22 protein-coding genes and 1 riboswitch are annotated in these 20,208 nt (G+C 42.7%); of the genes, 16 read left to right on the top strand and 6 right to left on the bottom strand.

What is annotated here, in order from left to right; all coding sequences use genetic code 11:
* Nucleotides 1-84 precede the first annotated feature (84 nt).
* Nucleotides 85-984, top strand: a complete 900-nt coding sequence (locus HU823_RS21845) for a stalk domain-containing protein (protein ID WP_231607324.1) — start codon at nt 85-87, stop codon at nt 982-984.
* A gap of 237 nt (nt 985-1,221) precedes the next feature.
* On the opposite strand, the gene HU823_RS06985 is transcribed toward HU823_RS21845, so the two are convergent.
* Nucleotides 1,222-1,491: a hypothetical protein gene (locus HU823_RS06985; protein WP_197221555.1), complete on the bottom strand. Its 270-nt coding sequence runs from the start codon at nt 1,489-1,491 to the stop codon at nt 1,222-1,224.
* Nucleotides 1,492-1,693: 202 nt separating this feature from the next.
* On the opposite strand from HU823_RS06985, the gene HU823_RS06990 reads away from it, so the two are divergent.
* From HU823_RS06990 to yidC, 8 genes are all read left to right on the top strand, one after another.
* A complete protein-coding gene (locus HU823_RS06990) occupies nt 1,694-2,992 on the top strand; it encodes a YjiH family protein (protein ID WP_197221556.1) in 1,299 nt (432 codons plus the stop codon).
* A gap of 65 nt (nt 2,993-3,057) precedes the next feature.
* A riboswitch (TPP riboswitch) is annotated at nt 3,058-3,164 on the top strand.
* Between the two features lie 69 nt (nt 3,165-3,233).
* The gene (tenI, locus tag HU823_RS06995) at nt 3,234-3,854 is read left to right on the top strand and encodes a thiazole tautomerase TenI (protein WP_197221557.1); all 621 of its coding nucleotides are present in this window, start codon (nt 3,234-3,236) and stop codon (nt 3,852-3,854) included.
* Nucleotides 3,838-4,905: a glycine oxidase ThiO gene (gene thiO / locus HU823_RS07000; RefSeq protein ID WP_197221558.1), complete on the top strand. Its 1,068-nt coding sequence runs from the start codon at nt 3,838-3,840 to the stop codon at nt 4,903-4,905. Before tenI ends, thiO begins: the two co-directional genes overlap by 17 nt.
* Nucleotides 4,906-4,910: 5 nt before the next feature.
* Nucleotides 4,911-5,105, top strand: a complete 195-nt coding sequence (gene thiS, locus HU823_RS07005) for a sulfur carrier protein ThiS (RefSeq protein WP_231607380.1) — start codon at nt 4,911-4,913, stop codon at nt 5,103-5,105.
* A gap of 4 nt (nt 5,106-5,109) precedes the next feature.
* On the top strand, nt 5,110-5,877 hold the full coding sequence (locus tag HU823_RS07010) for a thiazole synthase (protein ID WP_197221559.1): 768 nt from the start codon (nt 5,110-5,112) through the stop codon (nt 5,875-5,877).
* Nucleotides 5,874-6,890: a MoeB/ThiF family adenylyltransferase gene (locus HU823_RS07015; protein WP_197221560.1), complete on the top strand. Its 1,017-nt coding sequence runs from the start codon at nt 5,874-5,876 to the stop codon at nt 6,888-6,890. The genes HU823_RS07010 and HU823_RS07015 overlap by 4 nt, the downstream gene beginning before the upstream one ends.
* Before the next feature lie 38 nt (nt 6,891-6,928).
* On the top strand, nt 6,929-7,210 hold the full coding sequence (locus tag HU823_RS07020) for a hypothetical protein (protein WP_144697037.1): 282 nt from the start codon (nt 6,929-6,931) through the stop codon (nt 7,208-7,210).
* A 29-nt stretch (nt 7,211-7,239) separates the two neighbouring features.
* Entirely contained in the window at nt 7,240-7,989 is a 750-nt protein-coding gene (gene yidC / locus HU823_RS07025; protein WP_197221561.1) for a membrane protein insertase YidC, read from the top strand.
* 57 nt (nt 7,990-8,046) lie between these two features.
* On the opposite strand, the gene HU823_RS07030 is transcribed toward yidC, so the two are convergent.
* Nucleotides 8,047-8,967, bottom strand: coding sequence for a DMT family transporter (locus HU823_RS07030; protein ID WP_137791071.1), 921 nt, complete (start codon nt 8,965-8,967; stop codon nt 8,047-8,049).
* 376 nt (nt 8,968-9,343) lie between these two features.
* Here HU823_RS07030 and HU823_RS07035 point away from each other — a divergent pair, with 376 nt between their 5' ends.
* From HU823_RS07035 to HU823_RS07045, 3 genes are all read left to right on the top strand, one after another.
* Nucleotides 9,344-10,276 (top strand): DMT family transporter, encoded by a 933-nt coding sequence (locus HU823_RS07035; protein WP_197221562.1) that lies wholly within the window; start codon nt 9,344-9,346, stop codon nt 10,274-10,276.
* 87 nt (nt 10,277-10,363) lie between these two features.
* Nucleotides 10,364-11,314, top strand: coding sequence for an ABC transporter ATP-binding protein (locus HU823_RS07040; RefSeq protein WP_197221563.1), 951 nt, complete (start codon nt 10,364-10,366; stop codon nt 11,312-11,314).
* Nucleotides 11,286-12,245 (top strand): ABC transporter permease, encoded by a 960-nt coding sequence (locus HU823_RS07045; RefSeq protein ID WP_197221564.1) that lies wholly within the window; start codon nt 11,286-11,288, stop codon nt 12,243-12,245. Before HU823_RS07040 ends, HU823_RS07045 begins: the two co-directional genes overlap by 29 nt.
* A 244-nt stretch (nt 12,246-12,489) precedes the next feature.
* Here the strand turns inward: HU823_RS07045 and HU823_RS07050 are convergent, their stop codons facing one another.
* Nucleotides 12,490-12,975: a GNAT family N-acetyltransferase gene (locus HU823_RS07050; protein WP_197221565.1), complete on the bottom strand. Its 486-nt coding sequence runs from the start codon at nt 12,973-12,975 to the stop codon at nt 12,490-12,492.
* 112 nt (nt 12,976-13,087) lie between these two features.
* On the opposite strand from HU823_RS07050, the gene HU823_RS07055 reads away from it, so the two are divergent.
* Nucleotides 13,088-13,534 carry a DUF2569 family protein gene (locus tag HU823_RS07055; protein ID WP_197221566.1) on the top strand — a complete coding sequence of 149 codons (447 nt, stop codon included), beginning with the start codon at nt 13,088-13,090 and terminating at the stop codon, nt 13,532-13,534.
* Between the two features lie 71 nt (nt 13,535-13,605).
* Here HU823_RS07055 and aceA read toward each other — a convergent pair whose 3' ends face one another.
* The 3 genes from aceA to yhfH all read right to left on the bottom strand — a co-directional run bounded on the left by aceA (nt 13,606) and on the right by yhfH (nt 17,054).
* A complete protein-coding gene (gene aceA, locus HU823_RS07060; protein ID WP_197221567.1) occupies nt 13,606-14,892 on the bottom strand; it encodes an isocitrate lyase in 1,287 nt (428 codons plus the stop codon).
* A gap of 357 nt (nt 14,893-15,249) precedes the next feature.
* Nucleotides 15,250-16,839, bottom strand: a complete 1,590-nt coding sequence (gene aceB, locus HU823_RS07065) for a malate synthase A (protein ID WP_197221568.1) — start codon at nt 16,837-16,839, stop codon at nt 15,250-15,252.
* Nucleotides 16,840-16,922: 83 nt separating this feature from the next.
* The gene (gene yhfH / locus HU823_RS07070) at nt 16,923-17,054 is read right to left on the bottom strand and encodes a protein YhfH (protein ID WP_137791063.1); all 132 of its coding nucleotides are present in this window, start codon (nt 17,052-17,054) and stop codon (nt 16,923-16,925) included.
* Between the two features lie 290 nt (nt 17,055-17,344).
* Here yhfH and HU823_RS07075 point away from each other — a divergent pair, with 290 nt between their 5' ends.
* From HU823_RS07075 to HU823_RS07085, 3 genes are read left to right on the top strand one after another with little or no spacing between them, the layout of a single operon-like run.
* Nucleotides 17,345-18,988, top strand: coding sequence for a gamma-glutamyltransferase family protein (locus HU823_RS07075; protein WP_197221569.1), 1,644 nt, complete (start codon nt 17,345-17,347; stop codon nt 18,986-18,988).
* Nucleotides 18,989-19,024: 36 nt separating this feature from the next.
* The gene (locus HU823_RS07080; RefSeq protein ID WP_197221570.1) at nt 19,025-19,606 is read left to right on the top strand and encodes a chromate transporter; all 582 of its coding nucleotides are present in this window, start codon (nt 19,025-19,027) and stop codon (nt 19,604-19,606) included.
* Nucleotides 19,603-20,133 carry a chromate transporter gene (locus tag HU823_RS07085; protein WP_197221571.1) on the top strand — a complete coding sequence of 177 codons (531 nt, stop codon included), beginning with the start codon at nt 19,603-19,605 and terminating at the stop codon, nt 20,131-20,133. The genes HU823_RS07080 and HU823_RS07085 overlap by 4 nt, the downstream gene beginning before the upstream one ends.
* Nucleotides 20,134-20,208 lie beyond the last annotated feature (75 nt).

Raw genomic sequence — 20,208 nt, forward strand, 5'->3', positions numbered from 1 at the left:
CATTTTCTTTACTGTTTCTGTTTTGGAGATTTACTCGTGAAAAAATATGCTATATTCATATATGATTTTAGAGGGGGTAAGAATATGAAGTATTTTGCGAGTCTACTTGCTGCAGGTCTATTATTCTTAGGGATTGATAGCACGGACGTATCTGCAGAATCATTTAAAGTGAAGATTGGAAATAATAGTGTTGTTTTCCCAGATGAGAAGCCTGTTGTGCAAAACAATAGATTGTTAGTTCCGCTCAGACCAGTTTTCGAATCAATGAACGCTGAAGTGAAATGGAACTCAACAACAAACATGGTTACCTCACAATTATCAAAATACGGAACAACAGCTAAGCTTGCACTCAATGTTCAGTCACCATTTTTAGAAAAACAATATAATAGTAAATTCTATGTTCAGCAATCTGATATCAAACCAGCTATTATTAATAATCGTACATACATACCTCTCCGTCTAGTTGGTGAAGCATACGGCTATGATGTAACTTGGGATGGAAGTTCAAATACAGCAACTTATAAAGAAACAGGTTCACTACATCTAACTGATCCAACATATAAAACGCATCAATCCACTGGAACAATCAGTAAGCAAAATGTGTATGAACTTGAAACGTTCTTTTCTGTTAATAAAACCCGTTTGAATAACGGCAAGAAAGAGTTAGCTTTGAACCCTACATTGAGCAATGTAGCAAGAGAAAAATCTCGGGATATGCTCGTGAAAAACTATTTTGACCACACGTCTCCAACCTATGGCTCACCGTTTGATATGATGAAGCAGTTTGGGATCAAGTATACTTCAGCAGGAGAAAACATTGCTGCCGGTTACACGACAACAAGTGCTGTTATGACAGGCTGGATGAATAGCCCAGGTCACAAAGCGAACATTCTGAGTGATAACTTCACACAAATTGGTGTGGGTTATATAAAAGGTACAACAGGATACAAGACATATTGGACACAGATGTTTATTCGTCCGTAAGAAAGGGATGCCTCAAGATGCGGCATCCTTTTTTGAGTAGGAGAATGGGGAATGACCCATAGAATGGCAGTTTAGACCCATAGAGCTTAGATTTTGACTCATAGAAATATGCAGGACTCATTGAACATCTTTTTTGACTCATAGGATGACGAGTTTGACCCATAAAAGCCTAGTTTAGACTCATAGCAATGAGAGTTTGACCCATAGAGCAAAGTAACCGCCATATTCGGCAGCTCTTTATCTTTTATACCTATCAAATATTGCCTCTGTAACTGATTTCACATCTTTATTACTTCTCTTCGCCTCAGCATACCTCTCATAATCCTCAGCTGAAACCTCTAACAAGAAGGTTTTCGGAAAAATATAAGGTTTTCCTTTATCTTGTTCGTCTAGATTGTTCAACACTTCCAGCTCGTCTTCGTTCTCCTTGTTGCGTTCAGGATCATATACAAACATCTTTCCATACTCTTCTTCTACACTTTTGTTTACATTGATAAAATACTTCATTCACAAAACACTCCTGTTCTTTTGATTATGTCAATGTTATTCCCTAGACACGCTGTCATCAGACATATAAAGACACAAAAAGGGAAGATAACCTATGAAAATTGTACAAGCACGACTCGTCATATTTCGAACTTTGTCCCGATAAGATGTAAAGAGAGCCTGACAAGTCCAGGCTTATCAAACGGAAAGGGAGTTGGAAGTAATGAAAACTGCGGGTTCTTGGTCTCATTCGTTAAAATTTCTTTTGTTCAGTGCAGTTGGTATTTTCATGTTCTTCATTCCGATCACAGTGAAAGGAAAGTCGTCGATCCCACTCGATCACCTTGTAACGTGGGTAAGAGATACGGCGGGTGAAGCAGTGCCACTCTATGCATTGCTCGTCATATTGCTCGGTGCTGTTTATCCGTTCTACACGAAAACGTGGAACAAAGACCGAGTCACAACTACGTTCTCTTTATTAAAAGTTGTAGGACTCGTTGCAGCTGTCCTGCTTTACTTTGAATGGGGGCCAAGCTGGTTAAGCGATCCGAATATGGGGCCGTTCTTATTTGAGAAACTCGTGATTCCTGTTGGATTGCTCGTTCCGCTCGGTGCCGTTTTTCTAGCGTTTATTGTAGGATATGGTCTGATGGAGTTCATTGGGGTGCTTGTGCAAAAAATCATGAGACCAATCTGGAAAACGCCGGGTAGATCAGCAGTCGATGCCGTCGCTTCTTTCGTTGGCAGCTATTCGATCGGTCTGCTCATCACGAACCGCGTGTTTAAAGAAGGAAAGTATACGGTGAAAGAAGCAGCAATCATTGCAACAGGGTTCTCTACCGTTTCTGCAACGTTCATGATCATTGTGGCAAAAACGTTAGGGCTGATGGAAATGTGGAACACCTACTTCTGGACGACGCTTGTGGTCACTTTCTTAGTAACGGCTATCACAGTGAGGATTCGTCCGTTGAGCAGGATGGATGATACGTATTCAGGTGGGAAAGGTCAGCCTGAAGAAGAGGTGAATGAGAAATACCTGCAAACGGCTTGGAGAAACGCGATGGATTCCTCTCAGAATGCTCCTGCATTCTTAACTAATATCTGGTCGAATTTAAAAGACGGTTTTCTGATGGCGATGAGTATATTGCCTTCCATTATGAGTGTCGGTTTAATCGCCCTTTTGTTGGCAGAATACACGCCTGTTTTTGACTGGTTGGGCTACGTTTTCTATCCGATCACATGGGCCCTGCAGCTTCCCGATGCCATGCTTGCTGCAAAAGCGGCTTCCATCGGTGTTGCAGATATGTTCCTGCCTGCACTCTTAGTAGCGGAAGCGGCACTTGTCACGAAATTCGTAATCGGCGTCGTATCCGTAGCTTCCATTCTATTTTTATCCGCAAGTATACCGTGTGTACTCTCAACAGAAATCCCAATCAGTGTTCCAAAACTACTAATTATCTGGTTTCAACGCACGGTTTTGGCATTGATTATAGCGACTCCGCTAGCTTATTTATTCCTATAAATACTTTTACTGGTTGTTATGAAAGCCCTTAACCGATAGAATAGTAGTATATAAAACTAAATAGTCATTACCACTAGGGGTGCCTTTGTTAAGGCTGAGATTAAAGTGAACTTTAAGACCCTTGGAACCTGATTTGGTTAGAACCAGCGTAGGGAAGTGGTGTGTGGATCAGATACTTCTCTATAAATACTAAAAACTGTGAAACCACCTCTTTGCTGCATAAAGGAGGTGGTTTTTTATTGTGGAAAAACAGCTTCATGTGATTACTACGGGAAGGCAAAGCGTTGAAGAGTTAGTAACTATAGCGGAAAGCATTCATCCGTATATGACGATGCTGCACGTACGGGAAAAAACAAAGTCTGCCAAGGAAGTCAGTCATCTTATCGAACGTCTTCAGAAAACAGGAGTGCCTTCCACTAAAATCATTGTAAATGATCGAGTGGATGTGGCACTTTGCACAGGCGTAAAAGGTGTTCAGCTGACACATCACAGTTTAGATGTGTCACAAGTGCGAAGAGCTCTGCCTGAAATGATGATCGGCTGCTCCGTCCATTCCGTTTCAGAAGCACAGGATGCTGAACAAAACGGCGCCGACATCATCATGTATGGTCATATTTTTAAAACGGACTCCAAACGTGATGTGAAGCCAAGAGGTTTAGCGCAGCTTCAACATGTGGTAGATCAAACTACAATTCCGGTCATCGCGATCGGAGGCATCACACCAGAAAATGTTCGAGATGTAATGAAAACAGGTGCAGCCGGAATCGCTGTGATGTCAGGCGTTTTAGAGGCACTATCACCACTACAAGCTGTGAAGCTGTACAAACAACAACTGGAGGTGTGTGATGCGCACAACGTATGATGCCATCATTATTGGAGGCGGCGTGATCGGCTGTTCCATCGCCTACGAGCTTTCTAAACAAAAGAAACGTGTGCTGCTTCTTGAAAAAGAGACCATAGGAAGCAAAGCGTCGAGTGCTGCAGCTGGCATGCTTGGTGCAGAGATGGAGTTTGAGACGAATCATCCCCTCTATCTACTAGCAAAAGAAAGTCGGGATTCCTTCAGTTCTTTATCACAGGAGCTTTTTACCGTTTGTGGAATAGACATCGAGTTAATTCAGGAGGGAATCTATGAACTTGCTTTTACAGAGGAAGAAGCGGTTGATTTAAAAAGAGAAGCGAGCAAGCGTCAAGATCAAGGGGAAGAAGTGTTCTGGGTCCCAGCACAAGACCTGCTTAGGAAAGAACCCTCGATATCCTCACTTGTAAAAGGAACTCTCTTTTATGCAAAAGATGCTCAAGTGTCACCTGTTAAACTTACCCAAGCTTTTTATCAATCAGCAAAAATTCTCGGAGCTGAAGTTAGAGAGCATACCAGTGTGGTTCAGCTTCTTCAAACTGGCAACAGGGTAACAGGTGTCGTAACAACAAAGGAAACGTTTCATGCTGATTCCGTCATAGTAGCTTGTGGGGTGTGGAGCTCTGATCTAGAACCTTCACTAAAAATGGTGCCGGTAAAAGGGGAATGTCTTTCTTTTAAAACACAGCGTCCACTGCTCACAGGTACGGTAAAATACAAAAACTGTTACCTCGTTCCAAAGCGGGAAAACCGAATTTTTGTTGGCGCGACAAGTACACCACACGTCTTTGATGAAGAAGTTACATTTTCAGGTCTCTTTGAATTGATGGAGAAGACAAAACAGATCGTTCCTGAACTAAGTGGTGCTAGTTTTGAAAAAGCATGGGGAGGCATTCGTCCCCAAACAGAATTAGGAATTCCTTATATCGGTCCTTCTCCACACAAAGAGGGGCTCATTCTTGCGACAGGACATTACCGAAACGGCATTCTGCTTTCCGCCATTACTGGAAAAAGAATTGCTGACTATATGGAAAGCGAGGTATATCATTCGTGAAACTTATGATAAATGGAGAAGAGGTCATGGTGCCTAATTCTTTGCAGTCGATTACAGATCTGCTGAAGCACCTTAACTTACATGACCAAGTTGTGATTGCAGAAGTGAACGAAGATATTATTGATAATCAAAAACAAAGAGAAACTCAAATAAAAGAAAACGATAAGATCGAACTTGTTCGATTCGTTGGCGGAGGTTGATGGTATGTTAAACATTGGACACTATTCCTTTTCATCACGATTACTTTTAGGTACAGGCAAATACCCGGACTTTAAAACACAAAAAGAAGCGGTAGAGGTATCTGGTTCTGAGATTTTGACGTTTGCAGTTCGACGGATGAACATCTTTGAAGCGAGTCAGCCCAACTTTTTAGAGATGCTTGATCTGAAAAAATACACATTGTTACCGAACACAGCAGGTGCGAAAACAGCGGCAGAAGCGGTTCGAATCGCAAAACTGGCGAAAGCATCGGGATTATGTGATATGGTAAAAGTAGAAGTCATCGGATGCGACAAAACGCTGCTGCCGGATCCAGTGGAAACGTTAAAAGCAACAGAAGAGCTTTTAAAAGAAGGATTCATCGTGCTTCCTTATACTTCAGATGATGTGGTCCTCGCTAGACGATTAGAAGAGCTGGGTTCACATGCGATCATGCCTGCCGCTTCTCCGATCGGTTCCGGGCAAGGAATCATCAACCCGCTTTATTTAAAATTCATCATCGAGCAAACGAAGGTCCCTGTTATTGTTGATGCAGGTATCGGCAGTGCGAGTGATGCGATGATCGCGATGGAACTCGGAGCAGACGGTGTGCTGTTAAATACTGCCGTTGCGGGTGCGAAGGATCCTGTGAAGATGGCCCTCGCGATGAAAATGGCTGTAGAAGCAGGGCAGCTAGGGTATGCAGCGGGAAGAATCCCGAGAAAAGAAACGGCAACAGCGAGCAGTCCTTTAGAAGGGTTGAGTGTGAAGTGAATGAACGTTATTCAAGGCAGGAATTATTTAGCCCGATCGGTATAGATGGGCAAGCAAAAATACGGACAAAAAGCGTGCTGATCGTTGGAGCAGGTGCGCTTGGTGCAGGAAGCGCTGAAGCACTTACACGTGCAGGGGTGAAACGGATCGTTCTCGTTGACCGCGATTATGTGGATTGGACGAACCTTCAGCGTCAGCAGCTCTATTCTGAAGAAGATGCGAAGAGACAGCTGCCAAAAGTAGTAGCTGCAAAAAATAGATTGAACCAGATTAATTCTGAAGTAGAAATTCAAGCACATGTGATGGACATGGGGATCGAGGAAGCAGAAGAATTAATCTCTGGCATCGATCTGATCATGGATGCGACGGATAACTTTGAGACGCGTTTGTTGATTAACGATCTAGCTCAGAAATATGAGATACCGTGGATTTATGGGGCGTGTGTTGGGAGCTATGGCATCTCATACACGATTTTACCTGGAGATGGACCGTGTTTGAACTGTTTGCTCGATAAGATTCCAGCGAACGGCCAAACATGCGATACGGCAGGAATTATCTCTCCAGCCGTTCAGATGGTCACCGCTTATCAAACAGCTGAGGCGTTAAAGATTTTAGTTGAAGACTATGCATCCATTCGAAAGAAGATCGTAACATTTGATACGTGGACGAATCAGCATGTTCAATTAGGGATGGGAAAAGCGAAGAAGGTAGATTGTCCATCTTGTGGGGCTAACCCTACGTATCCTTACTTTGAGAAAGGTGCTGCGTTAAAAACAGCTGTTCTTTGCGGGCGGGATACCGTTCAGATCCGTCCGGCTCATACGATCGAAATTGATTTGGGAGAGATGGAAAAGAGATTACTGCCTCATGGTGAAGTTCGCTGTAATCCATACCTACTAGAGCTTCAGAGTGGAAGTCACCGCCTCGTTCTTTTTAAAGACGGACGCGCACTTGTTCATGGCACGAAGAATACGACAGAGGCGAAATCTCTATATCATAGATTTATAGGGTGAAAACTCTGTATAATGAAGTATAGGAGGTGATTTGATTTATGGAGTTTTTTGATCTGATCTATCAAACGGACGCATTAGTTTTATCCATTAGTATCGCACTAACGTTCATTATTGCTAAGCAGCTTTCGGTCGTTAATCAATCTCTAGTTCATAGATCAAATCACCATGTGAAACAGGACAGGCTAAGTTCCGAGAAGAGGATGAACGATTCTCACCTCGTTCAAAACTATTGCTTTATTCGAGACGAGATCGCACGGACAATGTTTAGAAAAGAAACACCAGATGATAAAGAAGGGCACGTTTACTCCTTGTTTGCTTAAATTTTTTTAAAAACAAGGAGGAACAAAGATTGAAGAAATATGTATCCATTCTTTCATTACTTGCTATTTTTCTATTATCCGGCTGCAATAACTCACCGATTACAGCAGAAAGTCCGGGTGTGTGGAACCATTTTTTCATCTACCCGTTTTCAAAGCTCATCCAATATGTGGCGTATCTGTTTAACGATAGCTATGGCATCGCGATCATCATCTTAACTGTTGTAATACGATTTCTGATTATGCCGTTAACATTGAAACAAACGAAAAATCAGGAAAAGATGAAGAAGATTCAGCCGGAGATCCAACAGCTACGTGAAAAGCACACAGGAAAAGATCGAGAGTCTCAACTGCAATTACAAAATGAATTAATGGCTGTTTATAAAAAACATGAAGTCAATCCGTTATCCATGGGGTGTTTGCCCCTTTTGATCCAGATGCCGATTCTGTTTGCATTTTATTATGCAATCATTAAAACGAAAGAGATTGCTCTGCACAACTTTCTTTGGTTTAACCTTGGAACAGCAGATCCTCTGCATCTGCTACCAGTGTTAGCGGCGTTAACCACCTTCATCCAATATAAAATGAGTACAACTGAGCTTGCTGCTTCAAATCCGCAAATAAAAATGATGGGTTACGTGATGCCGATCATTATCCTGTTTTCGGCATGGAAGCTGGCCGCTGTTCTGCCTCTTTATTGGATGGTCGGGAATGTGTTCCTAACGATTCAAAATGTTGTTTTGCAAAAACGAAAGAAGAAAGCAGCGTCTGCTAGCGTGTAATAAGAAAAACGACCAGATCTTTAATCTCTGGTCGTTTTTTATGTTCGTTCGCTCATTCTAAGCCGCATGTTTTTTGCGCATTCTTTTGTTCCGTATCTCCTCAACAGCTCCAGATCCTAAGAGGACACCTGTGATGATAAGCAGAAATCCGAAAACATGCTGAAACAAGATCTGTTCACCTAAAAAGAGATATGCACCCACAAGAGCGAAAAATGGATTTAGGTTAATAAAGATTGAAGCTTCTGATGCTCCAATTTTACCGATCGCCTCATTATAGAGCATATGACCCACCGCCGTAGCAATACAAGCTGAAGCAAAATAGATCAGCCATAGCGAAACGGTCGAATTCTCAACCACACCTGCAAATCCTTGTGGCTCTTCGATCAATCCGATCACGATCAGGAACAGTGAACCGATCACCATCATATAGCCGGTCATGAGTCGAGGATCTAACGTGTGCGCCACGCGCTTGATGAGGATAAAGCTTACAGCTTGCGTGAGTACAGATAATAAAATGTATCCATCACCGAACGAGATCCCTGCTACCTGACTGTTTCCTTCTAAAACGATAAACGCAACGCCTGAGAACCCAAGCAGAAGTCCGATCGATTTTAAGAGAGTAAGAGGCGTTCCTAAAAACGAGATAGCGAGAATGGTCGTGAGAAGCGGCGACATTCCCATGATCAACCCGCCGTTCGTGGCTGTCGTTTCGGTTAAACCGATCGAAAGGAAATAGTGATGCGCGACAACGTTAAAAATGGATGCCAGAAAGACATACCAAAACTCCTTTTTCGTCAGCCACCGCACTTTTTTTATAATAGAGAGAAGCAGAAATACGGTTAATCCCGCCGTTAGAACACGTATTCCAGTGATTGTAACAGGCAAAAAGTTCGTAACCAGAATTTTCGTCGCTGTTACGTTTAACCCCCACACCACCATCACCAGGAATAAAATCACATACGTCCGATACGCTTTCATTATGTCATCTTCTTTCTTCTGCTTTTTACTTCATAAAGTAAAGTATTTCAATGATTTTAATTTCCATTGTACAGCATTCAAAGTGGATTTACAGGAAAAAAGCTTACAAATTTTAGATTGAGGCGAAATGACCATATCTACTTTAAAAGATAGTCTGCTATAGTGGGAGAAAATGATTTTTGAAGTTGCTGATTAGGAGGACTCTGGCAGGCGATGTTTTATGTTCACCGTTTGTCGAATGGCCTTTATTTTTGATTTTAGACTTAATTGGTAGCTGTTTAGACTTAATGCGTGGTTGATTAGACTTAATCTACTATGAAAATGACCTTATTGAAGCTCAAAACGACTTAATCTCAAAAAAGAGGTGGTTCACACCATGCAAAAAGTTAACCCGTATGTACTTTTAGTGGTCGCAAACTTAATCTGGGGCGGGAATTTTGTGATCGGACGTGCCATAGCGAGCAGTTTACCGCCTGTAACACTCTCTTTTTTGCGATGGTGTACGGCGTTTCTCATTTTCCTTCCGTTTGCTGTACCATTTTTACGAAAAGAATGGCAGATGCTAAAAAAACATTGGCAAGTCGTCCTCATCTTATCAATTACTGGAATCACGGGCTTTAATACGCTTCTGTACATCGCCTTGCACTTTACGACGTCCATTAATGCATCCATCGTTAACACATCAACGCCTATCCTGCTTTTCTTATTGTCGTTTGTTTTTCTGAAAGAGAAGCTCAACGCGAAACAGATTGCAGGAGCCATGCTTTCACTCATTGGACTGCTATTTATTATCTCAAAAGGCTCAATCACAGTTTTACTCCAGTTGTCGTTTAATAAAGGTGACTTAATCGTGATCGGAGCTGTGATCTGCTGGAGCATTTATTCGCTCCTTATTCGAAGATATGCGGGAATTCTTCCTACATACAGCACGTTCATCGTAACCGCGTTTCTCGGCATCCTCATCTTGCTGCCATTTTCCATACGTGAGATGCAAACAGAAGAAATAGTATGGTCATATGGTACTGTTGCAACCATCCTGTATACCGGAATCTTTGCATCAATCGTTGCGTTCATGTCCTGGAATACGGCGGTTGAGCGGGTGGGTCCGAGTAAAGCTGGAGTCTTTTTGAACCTGATCCCTGTGTTTGCTGCAATCTTTGCCGTTATTTTTATAGACGAAACACTGGCATGGTATCAAGGAGCGGGCGGTGTGCTCGTTATACTGGGTGTTTTTATCTCAACACGCGTTACAAAAAGAGAAAAGCATATACCAAAAGCAAGCAGAAGTGGTAATGTGATAAGTAAATAATTTACATAATTTACGAAACTTTTCTTTATTCTCAGTCGTATTACAGTGTGAAAAGAGAGAGTTATGATAGGAGGAATTGGGGAGCGCATGACAACACATACGTTAGAACTTAAAAACTTAACGAAAAAGATCAAAGGCAAGACCATTGTGGATGATCTCTCGTTTTCGGTAAGAGAAGGTGAGATTTTCGGTCTGCTTGGTCCGAACGGAGCGGGTAAGACTACAACGATTCGAATGATCGTTGGACTGATCTCTATCACGGACGGAGACGTTATAATCAACGGTGATAACCTGCGAGGGAACTTTGAAAAAGCGATGGAACGCGTTGGCGCGATCGTTGAAAATCCACAGCTGTACGATTATATGACAGGCTATAAAAACCTCATGCAATATGCGAGGATCATGCCCGATGTGACGAAGGAAAGAATTGACGAAGTGATTGAACTCGTGGATCTAAAGTACGCGATTCACGATAAAGTGAAAACATACTCGCTTGGTATGAGACAGCGACTGGGCGTAGCTCAGGCACTTTTACATAAGCCGAACGTGTTAATCCTGGACGAACCGACAAACGGACTCGATCCACAAGGAATCTATGACCTTCGTAACTATTTACGCCTACTTGCGAACAACGGTACCTCTGTAATCGTTTCTTCACACATGCTTGCTGAGATGCAGATGATGTGTGACCGTGTAGCGATTATTCAAAACGGAAAACTTGTACGTATCGACGAGATTCTGAACCAGGAAGACGAAGCAGATGTGAAGGTTCACTTCCAAATTGAAGGTGATGTTTCGCAGGCAAAACAAGTTCTTCTTAACTTAAATGAAGATCTGAGCGTAACAGAGTCAGGTCAAGAACTGATCGTCCAAACAGCAGACGTTCGATTTATAGCTGAAATGAACAAACAACTTGTTCTCGCAGGCGTTCTCGTTGTGGGCATCCAACGCAAAACGAAGACGCTAGAAGAACGATTCTTAGAGATGACAAAGAAAGGGGGAGATCTAAATGAAATGGCTATCCCTGTTAACGAATGAATGGATTAAAATCTTTAGCCGTACACGTACATGGATCTTCCTTGCTATCCCAATCGTTATCATTATCGGTATCGCTGTTTATGATAAGGTAACAACAGATGTAGAAGTGAACGAAAATTGGAAGCAAGAGCTGACACAGACGGTTAAGGATGATAAGAAAGCGTTAGAAGAAATGAAAAAAAATAACGGTGATGATTTTTCAACCGAGTTTCTAGAATCAAACATCAAGCAGAACGAATATGCAATTGCTAACGACATTTCACCATATGAAACAACAGCATGGCAGTTCATGAAAGACATGTCGTGGCTTTCAATTTTTATCGGATTGTTCGTAATCGTAGTGGCTAGTGATATCGTATCTAATGAATTTGCAAAAGGGACGATCAAGATGCTTCTGATCCGCCCTTACAGTAGATGGAAAATTCTTTTATCAAAATTCGTTGCAACACTCGGCTTCGCGTTCTTAATGTGGCTTGTTGTTATTCTAGTGACATGGCTCGTAGGTGGCCTTGCCTATGGATTTGGTGGCATGGATCAATCGTACTTGATCACAGCAGAAGATGGGCAAGTGAAGGAAAGGCTGATCGTGGAGTACGTGTTTGCTAACATCGGTGTAGAATTTATTGAATTAACAACACTCGTAGCTATGTCATTCATGATTTCAACCTTGTTCATGAGTAACTCTGTCGCAATCGGTGTGGCAATGTTTACGATGTTTGCCGGTAACATTATTGTTACTCTTCTTGCCAACAAAGATTGGGTAATCTACACGTTGTTTGCCAACATGGATCTTAGTGTATTAATCGATGGACAGAATCAAATGATTAAGGACTTAACGCTACCGTTCTCTATTAGCGTTCTCGCCGTATACACGGTGGTCATGCTCGCGATTACGTTTACAGTCTTCCAAAAGCGTGATGTGAAAGCTTAATAGAACGAGAAAGAGGCTGACTTTCGTATCAGCCTCTTTTCTTTATTTTTCGCTCTTTTCTAAAAGATTGCTTTGTACCCATGTCACCTTTGACAATTGATTGTAGTGGAAGGTGCGAGACTCCTACGGGACAGGCGGGCAGCTGAGACACTTAAGAGTGAAACGTACGAATGTGGCTCAGCGCCTGCCCCGTGGAAAGCGAGCAACCTAGAACGGAAATCAACACTTCCAAAAGCAACAAAGTTTAAGAAAACAGCCTTATTTTTTTTAACAATACAGGCTGCTTTTCCATAAAAACAAAGATAGTTTCTTCAAAGTCTAATCGATGGGTTTTAAACGCTTTGTAGCCTAGCTTTTCGTAAAAAGAGATATTCTTCACGCTCTTGCTGCCGGTGTATAATTCGTAACGGTATCCAGAGAACAATTGCTCAATCTCCTGTACTAACTTTCTTCCGATGCCTCTGTTCTGAAAATCGGGGTGGACCATGAGCTTACCTATATAGCACGTTCCTTCGTTTTCATGAGCTTTGACGGAGCCAATAATTTTACCGTTAAATAGATACTTCAATACGTGGTGGGTTCTTATGCTTTCTTCCACATCAGCGACCGTTTGCTTAAGAGGCTGAATATCAAAGTTTCCGTATAATTCAGCCTCACTCACATAAGCCATTTTTTGTAACGCAAGTATTTCAGCAGCATCAAAAACAGTAGCTTTTTTAATCATTTCCATAACATGACTCCTGACATGATTAATTTTAGATATAATATTCCGTATAGAGTTACTTTATCCTTTATGGAAAATAGAAGTGCAGAAAAGACAAACATCAGAAAGAGGTCGGAAATTGGAGACACAACCAAAACAAAAAGAAGATTTGAAAGGTTTAGGAGGATGGCTGCTATTAGTAGGAGCAGGACTCATTTTGGCTTTGCCGTTTAAACTAAATGCTGTACAAGTGGGATTTGATGCGATTCAAGGTTATAAATTCAACTCGTTATTATTAAAATACGTCGTATACGGAGAATTAATCTTTAATATTGGATTAATCGGATTGAATATCTATCTTCTGTATTTATTTTTCACGAAGAAGAAAGCTTTCGTAAAGACGTGGGTATTTTTGCTGCAGATTACATTAGCCTTTGCGATTTTAACAGATATTCTGCTTCTGTTTGTAGATGAAGTGAATACAGGAACGCCGTTTGTAAACTCAGCCTCTGCGTTATTGGCGTTTATCATCTGGTCAACGTATGCAAAGAAATCGTGGCGCGTTCACAATACATTTGTAAATTAAATGCTAAAAAAGGACAAGGGCATCTGCTCCTGTCCTTTTTTCTATATATCTCCTATCCAATAATACTATCTCTACGCTTTTTGTGATTGAAATTGTTCTTCTTCTGTAGATCCTTTTAGAGCCGTTGTTGAAGCTGTACCACCCGAAACGAGCTGTGTTACTTCATCAAAATAGCCTGTTCCTACTTCACGCTGGTGGCGAGTTGCCGTATAGCCATCGATCTCACTATCAAACTCTCTTTGCTGAAGCTCAGAATAGGCACCCATGCCTCTCGCTTTGTAGCCTTTTGCTAGTTCGAACATGCTATGGTTAAGTGCGTGGAAGCCTGCAAGTGTAACGAACTGGAACTTATAGCCCATCGCTGCAAGCTGCTGCTGGAACGTTTCAATCGTTGCATCATCCAGCTTCTTTTTCCAGTTAAAAGAAGGAGAACAGTTGTAAGCTAATAGTTTACCAGGGAACTGCTCGTGGATCGCATCTGCAAAACGCTGTGCTTGTTCTAAGTTCGGTTCACTCGTTTCGCACCAGATCAGATCCGCATAAGGAGCATATGCAAGTCCTCGTGCGATCGCTTGATCAAGGCCAGCATTCGTACGATAAAAACCTTCAGCAGTTCGCTCACCTGTAATAAACGCGCGATCGACCGGATCGATGTCACTAGTGATCAAGTCAGCAGCATCAGCATCCGTACGTGCGATCAGAATCGTTGGCGTTCCCATCACATCTGCCGCCAGACGAGCAGAGATCAAGTTGCGTACAGCCGTCATCGTAGGCAAAAGCACTTTTCCACCTAGATGTCCGCACTTTTTCTCAGAAGATAACTGATCTTCAAAGTGAACAGCTGATGCTCCAGATTCAATCATGCCTTTCATCAGTTCGAACACGTTCAGTTGTCCGCCAAAACCAGCTTCTGCATCTGCAACGATCGGAAGGAAATAATCGACTTCGTTTCCGCCTTCCATGTGCTGAATCTGATCAGCGCGTTGAAGAGCAGAGTTGATGCGTTTTACCACGTGTGGCACAGAGTTTGCTGGATACAAACTTTGGTCGGGATACATGTTTCCAGAAAGGTTGGCATCTGCTGCGACCTGCCAACCGCTTAAGTATACGGCTTTCAGACCTGCCTTTGCTTGCTGAACAGCCTGATTGCCCGTTAGTGCTCCTAAAGCGTTTACATATGTTTCGTTCTGAAGCAGATCCCAGAATTTTTCGGCACCTCGTTTTGCAAGTGTATGCTCGATATCGATGGATCCGCGTAAGCGAATAACCTCTTCTGCTGTATAAGGACGCTGAACACCTGACCAGCGCTCTTCGTTTTGCCACATATCCTGTAATTTCTCCACACGTGATTGATTCATTAATCTCTCTCCTTAAGGTTTATTGGTTTTTTGTGAGTTGATGATTCTTAGACATGATTAGATAAATCTTTTAATGCAATTGGGACGTGGGCATTTTGGGATAGTAAGAATTTTGGTTTTTACGGTACGTGTTTTTATATTTGTTACACGTTCGCTCAAACAGGACACTGTTTCGCGCCAAAAACCCCTCATTTCACTCAAAAGGTCACTTGTTTCGCGCACAAACACTATCGTTTCGCTCGGTAAAGCACTTGAACCGTCTCAACTACATTAATAAAGGGGCATATATTACATGAGAATGGGTTAATCATTCATTAATTAATATGAAAATCTATAAGTTGGAATAAAAAGATAAACCTACAACACCTCATAACCGCGATTGGTTAAGAAATCTTGAAACTCGTTATCGCGGATTAGCTCATCAAACAGTGCGACAGCTTCCATAAAACGACCAGAATTGAATGACTCCTCATTCATTCCTTGTCTCAACTTTTGAACTTCCTGCAACTTTAGTTCCTCTACCAGCTCGAACGTCACTTTGCGGCCGTCACGTAAAATACCTTTAGGGTGTCGGATCCATTGCCATACTTGGGCTCGTGAGATTTCTGCCGTAGCTGCATCTTCCATGAGATGGTTGATCGGTGCAGCTCCTTTACCTCTCAGCCAAGAAGCAATGTATTGGATGCCCACACTAATGTTGACGCGCAAACCTTCTTCTGTGATTTCGCCTTCTGGTACAGCCACTAAATCATCAGCCGTTACGACTACATCTTCACGTTTTCGATCGATCTGATTAGGCGTTGGCATGATGCGGTCAAATACTTCCATAGCAACAGGCACGAGTCCCGGATGGGCAACCCATGTCCCGTCATGACCGTCAGAAGCCTCGCGCTCTTTATCAGCACGCACTTTTTCAAAAGCAGCGGCATTCGCAGCTTCATCATTTTTTATCGGAATCTGTGCAGCCATCCCACCGATCGCAGGGGCGTTTCGTTTATGGCATGTTTTTATGGCCAAAAGAGAATAGGATCTCATGAACGGAACAGTCATCGTAACGAGCGAACGGTCAGGGAGAATCACGTGTGGCTGATTACGGAACTTCTTAATATAGCTGAAAATATAATCCCATCTGCCACAGTTTACGCCTGCGGAATGTTCACGAAGCTCATATAAAATTTCGTCCATCTCAAAAGCCGCGACAATAGTTTCGATTAGTACAGTTGCCTTAATGGTACCTCTTGGAATTCCGAGCTGTTCTTGGGCGTAAATAAACACATCGTTCCAAAGGCGAGCTTCTTTATGACTTTCCATTTTAGGAAGATAGAAATACGGTCCAGATCCATTTTCGATTAGTGTCTTTGCATTGTGGTAAAAATAAAGGCCAAAATCTACTAAGCTACCAGACATCGGTTCGTTGTCGACAACAATATGTTTTTCTTCAAGATGCCAGCCACGTGGACGTACGATGAGCGTGGCGGTCTTTTCGTTCAATGTATACGTTTTTCCGTTTCCATTATCAAAAGAAATGGAGCGGTTAACGGCATCCTTTAAGTTGATCTGACCATCAATCGTGTTCTCCCAAGTAGGAGAGTTGGAATCTTCGAGATCTGCCATAAAAAGCCTAGCTCCTGAGTTAAGCGCGTTGATCACCATCTTGCGGTCAACAGGACCTGTTATCTCTACTCGTCGGTCTTGAAGATCTTGGGGAAGTGGCGAGATAGTCCAATCACTGTTACGGATATGTTCGGTTTCCGGTAAAAAGGTAGGCATGATCCCAGCATCTATTTCACTTTGCCTCGCTTTACGTTGTTTCAGAAGTTCTTTGCGGGTGTTATTAAAGTGATGGTGCAATGATTTTAAGAAAAGAATGCTACCTGGTGTTAATATTTTTTCATACTCTGGGGTAATGTCGCCTAACACTTGTAGATTAGTAGTTTCAATCGTCACTTATTACACAGTCCTTTCTGAACATGTTATTAAACAGATGCACTTAAAATATTATTGTTATATAACAGAAGAGGTAAAAAAATTTACCTCTCGTGTTTTCCCATGCAGCGCTCGCACTCATAAAGATAAGATTCGTGTTGTTCTTCGATTACACACCCACATTCTGAACACGTCTTCTTAGGAATATTACGGTGAAGCTCCAAGTAATTTTTCATTTTAAATTCCTCCTGTTTTGTTTTTGATTTGATTATAATGCATTGTATTATAACAGTTTATTTTTTGCAACACCTGTTTTATAACATTTTCTTGTTTTTTATAAAATTGAGTCATCTGTCCAACTGTTTATCCTTGATATGACAGGGTTTGTATGAATGTGTAAAAAATTTAAAAACTGTTGTAATACAGATTTGTTTTGGTGTGATTATTTGAATTTTTAGACAATAAACCATACAATGAATGCATTCTATAAACGCACCTTAACTTCCCAAAACGAAAGGTGAGAATCATGAATCAAACGATACAGGATACACAACAGAAACTTCAGTACAATGCCCTTCATAACCCTTATCATTCAGATCGGATGAGCATTTTTTCGAAAAAAGGAATGGTTGCGACGAGTCAGCCGCTCGCCGCACAAGCTGGGCTTGATATGTTAAAAAAGGGTGGAAATGCGGTTGATGCAGCTATTGCTACCGCAGCTTGTCTAACGGTCGTTGAACCAACATCGAACGGAATCGGTGGTGATGCGTTCGCACTCGTCTGGATGAATGGTGAACTGCATGGCTTGAACTCGAGTGGTCCCGCACCAAAGAGCATTTCGATTGAAGAAGTAAAAAAAGCGGGATATGATATCATGCCAAAGTTCGGCTGGCTGCCTGTTACAGTGCCAGGTGCACCCGCTGCTTGGGCGGAACTATCCAACCGATTTGGCAAGCTACCGTTTAAAGAAGTGCTGCAACCTGCGATCTCTTACGCCGAAGAAGGTTACCCCTTGACGCCTATTCTCGGTAAGTACTGGCGCAAAGCGTATGAAACGTACAAGCGTGAATTAAAAGGCGAGGAGTTCGAGAGCTGGTTCCAAACCTTTGCTCCAGACGGACGCGCTCCTGAAGTTGGCGAGATTTGGCGCTCACCTCACCATGCAAGCACATTACGAGATATCGCAGAAACGAAATCAGAATCTTTTTATAGAGGAGCACTCGCACAAAAAATAAGCGAGGCGTCAGAGGCGCACGGTGGATTTCTCCGAAGTGAGGATCTCGCTACCTTTTATCCAGAGTGGGTGAAGCCAATCAACGTGAACTACCGAGGATACGACGTTTGGGAAATACCGCCGAACGGTCAAGGCATCGTTGCACTTATGGCACTTAACACGCTAAAAGGATATAATTTTACCGAAAAAGAATCAGCGGAAACGTATCATAAACAGATCGAAGCCATCAAATTAGCCTTTGTGGATGCGAAAAAATATGTAACAGACCCACTAAGGATGAATGTCACTGTTGAAGGATTATTGTCGGAGAGCTATGCTGCAAAACGTAGAGACCTGATCGGTCATGAAGCTCTTCAGCCAGAACCCGGAACACCGCCAAGTGGTGGAACGGTATATCTTGCAACGGCAGATGAAGAAGGCAATATGGTCTCCTTCATTCAGAGCAACTACATGGGGTTCGGTTCTGGTGTAGTCGTTCCTGAAACGGGGATCGGACTGCAGAATAGAGGACATGATTTCTCGCTGGATCCAGATCACGATAACGCACTCGCTCCAGGAAAAAAGACGTATCATACGATCATTCCTGGCTTTTTAACGAAGAATGGAAAAGCCGTAGGACCTCTCGGTGTGATGGGAGGCTACATGCAGCCTCAAGGTCACGTGCAAGTTGTGATGAACACGGTTGATTTTCATCTTAACCCGCAAGCGGCACTAGATGCGCCACGCTGGCAGTGGATGGAGAATAAGAAAGTTCTAGTTGAACGCTCACTGCCGCCGCATATTGTTGAAGATTTAGCAAGAAGGGGTCATGACGTTCAAGTGGCTGCAGATTCAGGGAACTTTGGTCGAGGGCAGATCATATGGAGAGACCCAGAGACTGGTGTATTAGCAGGTGGAACGGAAGGAAGAACAGATGGCTCGATCGCTGCATGGTAACATACTAAACTCAACTAAGAATAAAGGACTGATCATATGACGTATCTCAACTTGTTTCTTGCCTTCTTTCGGTCGGGCATGCTGGGGTATGGGGGAGGTCCTTCTTCCATCCCTTTTGTTCATAAGGAAGTGGTCGGAAAATACAAATGGATGAACGACGAAGAATTTGGAGATGTGTTGGCGCTAGGAAACACACTTCCTGGGCCGATCGCGACAAAAATGGCCGGATATATCGGATACCGAGTGGCAGGCATTACGGGTCTCTTCGTTTCGCTATTAGCAACGATTCTGCCGACCATTATCCTCATGATTCTGCTCTTAACCTCACTCCGAGAATTTAAGGATCAGCCATGGGTACAAGGCATGACAAAAGGAGTCATTCCCGTTGTCGCTGTGATGCTCGCTGTCTTAACGTGGCAGTTCTTTGATAGTTCCAAAAAAGGGTTAGGTTTAAAACTAAGCCTTTTTCATATTTTCGCTGGTGTTATCCTTCTTCAATTTCTAGGTGTCCACCCTGGAATCATCATTGGTGCATTATTGGCATACGCTCTTTTTGGACCATTGAAGGGAACGGATAAAAAGAAAGCAAGCGTGCGGGAAGGAGAGGAGACAGGATGACTTTTTGGCATATCTTTCTCGCCTTTTTCTTACCCGGAATTTTAGGATATGGCGGTGGACCGGCGTCCATTCCTTTAATTGAAAACGAAGTCGTCGACCGCTATGAATGGCTTTCTGTTAATGAATTTACCGAAGTACTGGCGCTAGGTAATGCGCTTCCTGGTCCGATCGCGACGAAGATGGCAGGCTACATCGGATACCAAGAGGGAGGCTGGTTCGGGGCGTTTATTGGCGTATTCGCAACCGTTGCGCCATCCCTTTTATTGATGGTCGCGTTTTTAGGTCTTGTTTATAAATTTAAAGATTCACCACGAGTAAAGAACATGAGCACGTATGTAAAACCGACGATCGCTGTGCTTCTTGGCATCATGGCGTATCAGTTCTTTGCCGAATCGTATATAAGCGTTGGTTGGATGCACACTCTATTTCTAGCTGCTGTCAGTTTTTTATTGATGGAAAAAGTGAAAGTGTCCCCGGTGTTTGTGATTATTGGATCACTCGGGTATGGAGCGGTGTTTTTGGCTTAGGTTAGGGGGAAGCGGAACTTCTGTGGGGTTTCGCTTCTTTTCGTTTGTTACAAAGTTGTCGATTATGATCGAAAA

This window comes from Fictibacillus sp. 18YEL24 (assembly GCF_015903855.1).
GTDB lineage: Bacteria > Bacillota > Bacilli > Bacillales > Fictibacillaceae > Fictibacillus > Fictibacillus phosphorivorans_C.